The organism is Streptomyces sp. MS191 (assembly GCF_008042125.1).
GTDB lineage: Bacteria > Actinomycetota > Actinomycetes > Streptomycetales > Streptomycetaceae > Streptomyces.
In genome coordinates, this window is record NZ_RDBI01000009.1 from 1 (window position 1) to 9062 (window position 9062).

10 protein-coding genes are annotated in these 9062 nt (G+C 74.1%); 3 read left to right on the forward strand and 7 right to left on the reverse strand.

Annotated elements, in window-relative coordinates; all coding sequences use genetic code 11:
• On the reverse strand, positions 1–686 hold a 686-nt coding region (locus tag EAO71_RS01680; RefSeq protein WP_261991940.1), incomplete at its 3' end, for a PadR family transcriptional regulator.
• Between the two features lie 95 nt (positions 687–781).
• On the reverse strand, positions 782–1015 hold the full coding sequence (locus EAO71_RS01685; RefSeq protein WP_147975974.1) for a hypothetical protein: 234 nt from the start codon (positions 1013–1015) through the stop codon (positions 782–784).
• A 462-nt stretch (positions 1016–1477) separates the two neighbouring features.
• Between EAO71_RS01685 and EAO71_RS01690 the strand changes: the two genes are divergently transcribed.
• Both EAO71_RS01690 and EAO71_RS01695 read left to right on the forward strand, forming a co-directional pair.
• Positions 1478–2473, forward strand: a complete 996-nt coding sequence (locus EAO71_RS01690; protein WP_147975975.1) for an alpha/beta hydrolase — start codon at positions 1478–1480, stop codon at positions 2471–2473.
• A complete protein-coding gene (locus EAO71_RS01695) occupies positions 2470–3738 on the forward strand; it encodes an acyltransferase family protein (protein ID WP_261991941.1) in 1269 nt (422 codons plus the stop codon). The genes EAO71_RS01690 and EAO71_RS01695 overlap by 4 nt, the downstream gene beginning before the upstream one ends.
• A 104-nt stretch (positions 3739–3842) precedes the next feature.
• Here EAO71_RS01695 and EAO71_RS01700 read toward each other — a convergent pair whose 3' ends face one another.
• Together EAO71_RS01700 and EAO71_RS01705 are read right to left on the reverse strand one after the other, a co-directional pair.
• The gene (locus tag EAO71_RS01700) at positions 3843–4853 is read right to left on the reverse strand and encodes an aldo/keto reductase (protein WP_147975976.1); all 1011 of its coding nucleotides are present in this window, start codon (positions 4851–4853) and stop codon (positions 3843–3845) included.
• Positions 4854–4857: 4 nt separating this feature from the next.
• The gene (locus tag EAO71_RS01705) at positions 4858–5262 is read right to left on the reverse strand and encodes a MerR family transcriptional regulator (protein ID WP_261991942.1); all 405 of its coding nucleotides are present in this window, start codon (positions 5260–5262) and stop codon (positions 4858–4860) included.
• 69 nt (positions 5263–5331) lie between these two features.
• Between EAO71_RS01705 and EAO71_RS01710 the strand changes: the two genes are divergently transcribed.
• Positions 5332–6147 (forward strand): serine hydrolase domain-containing protein, encoded by an 816-nt coding sequence (locus tag EAO71_RS01710; protein ID WP_147975978.1) that lies wholly within the window; start codon positions 5332–5334, stop codon positions 6145–6147.
• Positions 6148–6178: 31 nt separating this feature from the next.
• Here the strand turns inward: EAO71_RS01710 and EAO71_RS01715 are convergent, their stop codons facing one another.
• The 3 genes from EAO71_RS01715 to EAO71_RS01725 are packed head-to-tail and all read right to left on the reverse strand — an operon-like array spanning position 6179 to position 8972.
• Positions 6179–6826: a hypothetical protein gene (locus EAO71_RS01715; RefSeq protein ID WP_147975979.1), complete on the reverse strand. Its 648-nt coding sequence runs from the start codon at positions 6824–6826 to the stop codon at positions 6179–6181.
• On the reverse strand, positions 6823–8292 hold the full coding sequence (locus EAO71_RS01720; RefSeq protein ID WP_147975980.1) for a sensor histidine kinase: 1470 nt from the start codon (positions 8290–8292) through the stop codon (positions 6823–6825). Before EAO71_RS01720 ends, EAO71_RS01715 begins: the two co-directional genes overlap by 4 nt.
• Positions 8289–8972 carry a response regulator transcription factor gene (locus tag EAO71_RS01725; protein ID WP_147975981.1) on the reverse strand — a complete coding sequence of 228 codons (684 nt, stop codon included), beginning with the start codon at positions 8970–8972 and terminating at the stop codon, positions 8289–8291. Before EAO71_RS01725 ends, EAO71_RS01720 begins: the two co-directional genes overlap by 4 nt.
• Positions 8973–9062 lie beyond the last annotated feature (90 nt).

Consider the following 9062-nt stretch of genomic DNA (forward strand, 5'->3'; position numbering starts at 1 on the left):
GGTTCCCCTACGGCCCCGACGTGCCGAGGAAGTGAACGGGTGACAGCCGAGTCCGTGATCACAGCCGCAGCCACGAGAAGAGCCCCATGACCGGAAGGCTTGGCCGAACACGGGGGCTGGGACCCGGCCGCGGTGCCGGCTGCCGCCGAGAGCCGGATGAGCCGGGCTTCGCAGTGGTCCAGCCAGCGGGCCTCGGCCTCGGTCTGGAAGATGAGCTGTTCCAGCACGAGCAGCCAGGCCACGTCGTCCCGCTCCTGGGATCCGCCGCTCTCGAGTGCGGTGATCGCCTGGGCCTTGAGGCGGGTGTAGTCCTGCATCGCCTTCACGGTGTGGTGGCGTTGGGCCTGGATGACGGCCCGGATGTCGACCCCGGGAGCGCCGACGGCCATGGCGAGCTTGATGGCCAGCTCGTCGCGGGCGGGGCTGGTGCGGTCGACGGGCTTCTCGAACCAGGTCCTGAGCTCGGTGCGGCCGTGGTCCGTGATGGCGTAGAGCGCGTGCCCGGCCTCGTCCTCACCGCTCTGCGAGACCAGTCCGTCGCGTTCGAGACGGTTGAGGGTCGTGTAGACCTGGCCGACGTTGAGGGGCCAGGTGGACCCCGTGCGGGACTCGAACTCCGTACGGAGCTGCGAACCGTAGCGAGGGCCGCGTTCGAGGAGGGCGAGAAGCCCGTGGCGGATCGACATACTCAGTATGTATACCGAGTATGTCGGCGCGGACAAGCGACCTCAGACGGACCCTCGGTGTCCGTCTCAAGGGGGACACGCGGCGGGAGCGGACCTCAGCGGCGGCGCATCCGGATGCCGAGGAATCCGATCCCGAGCCCCATCAGGGCGAGCCCGGCGCCCAGCGTCAGCACGGGAATCTGCCGGTCAGCGACGGTGGTGCCGGTCCCGGTGGTGATCTGCCGGGCGTCGTCGGGCACCGAAGCCGGGGCGTCGTCCGCGCGGGGCGGATCCGCCTGGGGTACCGCTTCGAGGTCCTCGTCCGTGCCGTCCGCGTCGGCGGAGGGCACGTCGGCTGTTGCCGTTTTGGTACGCGAGGGGTCGGCCGGTGTGGTCGACGGCCGCGCCGCCGGAACCCGCGCGGGCGCCGTGGCGGGCCGCCCGGGCCGGTCCCGGCCCGCACCGGCCGGACGTCCGGCGAGGGAGGGGGCGGGCTGCCGCGGCGACCCTGACTCCGTCGGCCTGCCGGTGTCCTCGGATCCGTCGGGCTCGTCAAGCTCTTCGGGCTCCTCCGCGTCGACCGGACCCGGTGCCCCCGGGTCGGTGGACGCCGAGACGGAGGGGGATCCGGAGACGGCGCCGGTCGGCGAAGGTGTCGCGGAAGGGGAGGCGCCCGTCGCTGAGGGCTCCTCGTCCACCCCCTACCCCGGTAGCACCGCATGGTTGGCCCCCCGGTGTGACGCTCCCTCACCCACCCTCTCCCTACCTTCCTCACGTCATCGACGAGAGAGACGAAGGGGAGGGGCCGGGACATGGGCCGCTACACGAGGACCCTGATCACCGCGGCGCTCACGGTCACCGCGGTCGCGGGGACGGCCGGCTGGGCGTCCGGCAGCGCGCAGCAGGCCGTGACGGGGGTGCCCGTCGGGACGCGGGCCTGGATCGCGGACGGGCTGCCCGATCCGGGGCGCATGACACCGGACCGGATCGGCGACTTCTTCGCCGGACTGACCGACCGGCGGCGCGAGGAGCTGGTCAGGGAACACCCGTCCGTGGTGGGGAACCTCGACGGGGCACCCCTCGCCCTGCGGTACGAGGCCAACGCCCGTACCGTCGGCGCCCGGTTCGATGGTGCCCGGTTCGGCGGTGCCCGGGTCCTCGCGTTCGACCCCCGCGACCGGGGGCAGGTCGCCCTCGTCTACGGAGACCCGGCGACCGCCCGCCACGTGGCCGTGATCGTCCCCGGCTCCGACGTCGACGCCGGGAACGTCGCACCGCTCGCGGCCATGGCGACCGGTCTGCGCGAGGCCACCCACGGCGACACCGCCGTCATCGCCTGGGCCGGGTACACCACCCCCGTGGGCGTCGGTCTCGACGCCGCGACCGGGAGGCTCGCCGAAGCGGGGGCCGAGCGGCTCGTCCGCTTCACGGACGGTCTCGCCGCCGTCGGCACGCCCACCCCTGCCGTGTTCTGCCACAGCTACGGCTCCGTCGTCTGCGGCCTCGCCGCGCACCAGTTGAAGGCCAAGGACCTCGTCGTCCTCGGCTCCCCCGGCATGCGTGCCGCCGACGCCGGCGCGCTCGGCACATCGGCACGCGTGTGGGCCGCCAAGGCCCCGACCGACTGGATCGACAAGGTCCCGCACGTGGAGTTCGCGGGGCTGGGGCACGGCCCGGACCCGGCCGCTCCGGCCTTCGGCGCCCGTCATGTCGCCGCCGACGACGTCGCCGGGCACGGCGGCTACTTCGCCCCCGGTACCCGGTCCCTCCGCACCTTCGCCGCCATCGCCCAGGGAGACGCCCGATGAGCTCGCGCACGCACGGCACCCCGACGAACGCGCCCGGGCGCGGGGAGCGGACCGCGAGAACGGGTCGGATCGGGAGCCTGGCCGCCCGGATCGAGGCGCGGACCCCGGCGCACCGCGACCGCGCCGTCGACGGGCTGCGCGCCCTTGCCCTGCTCGCCGTGCCGACCGGGCACTGGCTGCTCGGCGGGTTCACGCTCTCCGCGGACGGGGCGATCCACAACGCCAGCCCGCTGTCGGCCTTCGGCGGCTTCGCCCCGGTCAGCTGGATCCTCCAGATGCTCGGGATCTTCTTCCTGGTCGGAGGCTGCTCCTCCGTCCTGTCCTACGGCAAGCGCACCGGCTCCTCCCGCGCCTGGCTCAAGGGGCGGATCGCCCGGCTCGGCCGGCCCGTCCTCGGGGTCACGGCCGTGTGGGCGCTGCTTCTCCCGCTGCTCCACCTCGGGTTCGGGGTGCCCGGGGACACGCTGCGGACGGCGTCGACCCTCGTCGTCCAGCCGCTGTGGTTCGTGGGGGTGTACACCGTCGTCACCGCGCTCACTCCGCTCTGCGTCCGCGCCGCCGAACGGGCGGGCGTGTGGGCGGCGGCCCCGCTGCTCGGCACGGTCGCGGTCGTCGACCTCCTGCGCTACGGGCCGTACGCGGATTCCATGCCGTCGTGGCTGAGCGTGCTGAACATCCTCCCGGGCTGGCTCTTCGCCTACCAGCTGGGCGTCTCCTGGGGGCTGGGCCGGGTCACCCGGCGGCACGCCTGGGGTCTCCTCGTCGGCGGCGCCGTCCTCTTCGCCGCGCTCCTCCTCGTCTTCGGCTACCCCGCCTCGATGGTGGGCGTCCCGGGCGAGGCCCGTACCAACTCCCACCCGCCGTCGCTGCTCGTGCTGGCCCTCGCCGCCGCCCAGAGCGGGGCGGCCGTCCTGCTGCGCGACCGGCTGGGCCGGCTGCTGCGCCGGCCCGCGCTGTGGGCGCCGGTCGTGGTCGTCAACCTGTCGGCGATGACGATCCTGTGCTGGCACCAGACGGCGATGCTCGCCGCGGCGATCCCCGCCTCGTACGCCGGGGAGCTGCCGGGTCTGACCACGGCGCCCGACACGATCGGCTGGATCGTCGCCCGGCTGGCCTGGATGCCGCTCTTCGCCGGGCTCCTCGTCCTCGTCGGCCGGTACGCGCGTGGCTTCGAGTCGCCGTGGGCGAGGACCGGCACGGCCCGCCGGGCGGTGGCGGGGCTGCTGGCGGCGGGCTTCGCGGTCTTCGCGCTGGGGCTGGCGTGAACCGCGCGGCGCGCCCCGGCACCGCGCGGGTGCCGCCGGGGCGGCGCGACGGCGAGGCCGCCGACCGGCCCGTCGCACCGGCCCCGCGGGACCCGCCCCGGGAGCTACTCCCGGGCGGCCGCGGTGGAGCTCATGTCCGGGTACCGGTCGCCCGCGACCTCGCCGGCGATCGGCTCCAGGGCGGCCAGCTCGGCGTCCGTGAGCGTGATCCGGGTCGCCGCCGCGTTCTCCAGCAGCCGGGAGCGCTTGCGGGTGCCGGGGATCGGCACGACGGTCAGGCCGTGCACGGCGGACCGCTGCTGGACCCAGGCGAGGGCGATCTGCGCCGCCGTCGCGCCGTGGGCCGCCGCGATCTTCAGCACCGGTTCCAGGAGCGCGGCGTTGCGCACCGCGTTCTCGCCGGTGAACCGCGGCTGGTGGCGCCGGAAGTCGCCACCCGAGAGGTCCTTGGAGGCGTCCGCGAAGGCTCCGGTCAGGAAGCCCCGGCCGAGCGGCGAGTACGGCACGAAGGTGACGCCCAGCTCGGCCGCCGCGCCGACCGCGCTGCGCTCGACGTCACGGGAGAAGAGGGACCACTCGGACTGGAGCGCGGCGATCGGGTGCACCGCGTACGCCTCGCGCAGCTCCGGGCCGGTCACCTCGCTCAGGCCCAGATGCCTGACCTTGCCCTCCCGCACCAGCTCGGCCATCGCCCCGACCGATTCGGCGAGCGGCACGGCCGGGTCGCGGCGGTGCATGTAGTAGAGGTCGATGGTCTCGACGCCGAGGCGGCTCAGGCTGCCTTCGACGGCCTGCCGGACGTAGGCCGGGTCGTTGCGGATGCCCCGGTGGTGGGGGTCGTCGGGCCGCCGCTCGATGGCGAACTTGGTGGCGAGGGTGATCTCGTCGCGGTGCGCGGCGACGAACGGCGCGAGGAAGCGCTCGTTGGCGCCCTGCCCGTACACGTCCGCCGTGTCGATCAGGGTGACGCCGGCCTCCAGGGCCGCGTCGAGGGTGTCGCGGGCGGCGGCCTCGTCGGTGTCGCCGTAGAACTCGCTGATGCCCATGGCACCGAAGCCCTGGACGCCGATCTCCGGGCCGCCCGTGCCCAGCCTGGTCGTGGGAATCCTGCTCATCGGGTCATGCCTCCCCGTAGTGACTGATCTTGATGTCCAGAACGGCGAGCGTGTCCCGGAGCTCGGCCATGCGGGACACCACGTCCCGCCGCGTGCTCTCGAGCAGCTCGCGCCGTTCGGCGAAGGTGTGATCGCCCGCCCGCACCAGCTCCGCGTACCGCACCATCGAGGCGACCGGCATCCCGGTCAGCCGCAGCTTGCCGACGAAGGCCAGCCACTGGAGGTCGCGGTTGGTGAAGCGCCGCTGGCCGGTGTGCGAGCGGTCGACGTGCGGCATCAGCCCGATCCGCTCGTACCAGCGCAGGGTGTGCGCCGTGAGACCGGTCCAGGCGGCCACTTCGCTGATCGTGTAGCGGTCCTGGCCGTCGGGCCTCGGATGTGTCGGAGTGGTGCTCTCGATCACGCTCATGACCTCCACGCTAAAGACTTGGAGTGCACTCGAAGCAAGTAGGTTCATCGTCCCAGTAGGCTCGGGTCCATGCAGAGCCTGGCGATGATCGAGAACTGGCCCGTCCCGACCGCGGCCGCCGCCGTCGTACGCGCGGACGGCACCGTGACCGGGTCGCACGGCCCGACCGGACAGCGGTTCCCGCTGGCCTCGGTCACCAAGCCGCTGGCGGCCTACGCCGTCCTCGTCGCGTACGAGGAGGGGGCGATCGACCTCGACGAGCCCGCCGGGCCCGAGGGCTCGACCGTCCGCCACCTGCTGGCCCACACCTCGGGCCTGGCCTTCGACGAGCCGCGCGTCATGTCCGCGCCCGGTGCCCGCCGGATCTACTCCAACACCGGCTTCGAGGTGCTCGGCGACCATGTCGCCAAGGCGACGGACATCCCGTTCGCCGAGTACCTGCACCAGGCGGTCTTGGAGCCGCTGGGCATGACCGCGACGACGCTGGACGGCTCGCCCGCGAAGGACGCCGTGTCGACCGTCGACGACCTCGTGCGCTTCGCCGCGGAGGTGCAGGCGCCGCGGCTGCTCGACGCGCGGACCGTGCTCGACGCGATGACGGTCACCCACCCCGGTCTCACCGGCATCCTGCCGGGCTACGGGCACCAGCGGCCCAACGACTGGGGGCTCGGTTTCGAGATCAGGGACTCCAAGTCGCCCCACTGGACGGGGTCCGGCTCCTCGCCGCGCACCTTCGGGCACTTCGGCCAGTCGGGCACGTTCCTGTGGATCGACCCCGACGCCGGCGCCGCGTGCGTGGCCCTGACCGACCGGCCCTTCGGGCCGTGGGCGGTGGAGGCGTGGCCGCCGTTCACCGACGCGGTGCTGGCCGAGCTGCGCGGCTGACCCCCGCCGGGGCTCGGGGCGCCCCGCGGCCTCATCCGCAGTGGGCGGGCGGGAGCGAGCCGTCGGTGCCGACGAGGGTGACGAGCGCCTGCCCGGTCGCGCTCACGGCGTAGGCGGCCGTGCAGACGATCTGCTGGACGGCGACCTCCTCCAGGTCGTGGACCAGCAGCTGCGTCGACAGCCGGATCTCCGGGAGGCCGTCCGTGTCCGCGTCCGCGTCCGTGTCCGTGTCCTGCCTGGCGCGGTCCATGATGAACCCGTGCTTCTCGGTCCGCGGCACCGGGACCAGGGAGTCGAGCCCCGCGGCCCGCTCCTCGGGTGTCGGGCCGTACTGGAGCTGGGCAAGGATCTTCTCGGTGGCGATCCGCGGCCGGTCCGCGGCCGGCCCGGCACCGCCCGAGGAGCCCGGATCGGGCGAGGCCTCGCCCGCGTCGCCGACGGCGCCGCCGTCCAGCACGCCCTCCTCCGGCCCCGGCGGGTCCACCCGCCGGGCGACGGGCACCAGACCGCCGGCCCGGTCCACGAAGAAGAGCAGGATCCGGGACGACGGGGACGGCTGGACGGCGATCGTCGCCGCGTCGCCGGCCTCGACCACGTCGCTCTTCTGTATGCCGCAGCCGCCGAGCACGGCGGCCAGCGCCAGCGCGGCCGCGGCGGTCAGGGTCCGTCCGGGGTTCACAGCGGGATCCTCAGAGTGAAGACGGCTCCGCCGCCGGGCCGGTTGGCGGCCTCGACGGTGCCGCCGTGCAGCCGCGTGTTCTCCAGGGTGATGGCCAGCCCGAGGCCGCTGCCGGACGAGCGGGTACGGGCCGGATCGGCCTTGTAGAAGCGGTCGAAGACATGGGGCAGAACGTCCTCGTGGATGCCCGGCCCGTGATCGGCGACCTCGGTGACCAGCCAGGATCCCTCGGTGGAGAGGCGGACCGTGACGGGCGGGCGGCCGTGCCGCAGCGCGTTGCCGACCAGGTTGGCGACGATCACGTCGAAGCGGCGCGGGTCGAGGCGCGCGCGGATGCCGGACGGGAGGTGCGTGTCGATCGTGTCGGCGTCGGTCCAGTGGCGGCTCTGCAGGGTCTTGCGGATCGAGTCGGCCACGTCGACCTCGTCCGTGTGGAGTTCGGCGGCCCGGGCGTCGAAGCGGGAGATCTCCATGAGGTCCTCGACGAGGTCGGCGAGCCTGCCGGTCTCGGCGCTGATGAGGCGTACGGCCCGGGCGGTGTCGGAGTCGAGCCCTTCCGCGTCCTCGTCGAGGACCTCGGTGACCGCCAGCATCCCGGCGAGCGGGGTGCGCAGTTCGTGCGAGACGTCGGAGGCGAAGCGGCGGGCGCGGGCCTCGGCGCCGCGCAGTTCGGCGACGGAGCTCTCGAGCGCCGCCGCGGACTCGTTGAAGGTGCGTGCCAGGTCGGCGAGTTCGTCGGTGCCCCGGGCCTGGATACGGGTGTCGAGCTCGCCGCGCCCCATGCTGTGGGCGGCCCGGCGCAGTTCGCGTACGGGGCGCAGGACGCTGCGGGCGGCGAGGAGCGCCGGCACGAGCGCGACGAGCAGCGCGGGCAGGGCGCCGTCGCGGGCGGCGGTGACCATCGCCTCGATGTTGGCCTCCTCCTCGTCCAGTTCGAGGACGGCGTAGAACACCAGGCCGGTGCGGTGGAAGGCGGTCACGCGGGGGCTCGGCTGGAAGACGGCGGGGACGGCGATGGTGAGGTACGGGGTGCCTCCCCGCAGCACCCGCTGGAAGCTGCCGTGCGGGGTGCCCTGGGCGCGGGCCCGCAGCTCGGGGGTGATGACGGTGGAGGTCGGACGCTGGGCGGAGGAGACCCGGACGCTGCCGTACTCGGCGTAGACCATCCAGGGCCGGGGCTTGCCCAGCCGGGCGATCCGCTGCAACTGGAGGGAGAGCGCGGCCTGGTCGACGGGGAGCGGGGTCTCGAGCCGGCCGATCTCGTCGCGGAAGGCGGAGACCGCGGTGTTCTGGGTCTGTTCGAGGATGGCGTTGCGGGCGGCCCGGTAGGTGAGGGCGGCGGTGGTGCCGCAGCCGACGGCGGCGACGAGGAGGAAGGCGAGGACGAGCCGGGTCCGCAGTCCGAAGGGCCGGGCCCACCAGCGGCGGGCGGGCGGGCCGGTGCGCTCGCGCGGGGCGCGCCTCACAGCGGGCCGAACCGGTAGCCGAAGCCGCGGAGTGTCTGGATGTAGCGGGGGGTCCCGGGGGCGTCCTCGATCTTGTTGCGGAGGCGGCGGACGCAGGCGTCGACCAGCCGGGCGTCGCCGTGGTAGCTGTGCTCCCAGACGTGTTCGAGGAGCTGCTGGCGGCTGAAGACCTGCTCGGGGGCGGCGGTCAGGTGGAGCAGCAGCTTGAGCTCGGAGGGGGCGAGGGCCAGCCGTTCCCCGGACTTGGCGACGGTGAGCCCGGCCCGGTCGACGGCGAGGTCGCCGTGGAACTCGATGGCGGGCCGTCCGCCGCCGGGCTCCTCGATCCGGCGCAGCACGGCGCGGATGCGGGCCTCGATGACCTCGGTGCGGGCGGGCTTGACGATGTAGTCGTCGGCACCGGCCTCCAGGCCGACGACCACGTCGAAGTCGTCGCCGCGGGCGGTGAGCATGATGATCGGCAGCTGGCTGGTCTCCCGGACCCGGCGGCAGACCTGCACGCCGTTCATGCCGGGCAGCATCAGGTCGAGCAGCACGAGGTCGGGGCGGAACTCGCCGAGCGCGGTGAGACCGGCCTCCCCGGTGGCGGCGGCCCGCACCTCGTGTCCCCGCCGCCGCAGGCCGAGTTCGACCCCTTCGCGTACGGAGGGGTCGTCTTCTATGAGGAGCACGCGAGGCATCTGGCGAGTATCCCAAGAGGGTGCGACGCCCTCCCCGTGGGGAGGGCGGACGGAACCGCTCGCGGCTGCGGCCGTCCCCGCGGCCGGCAC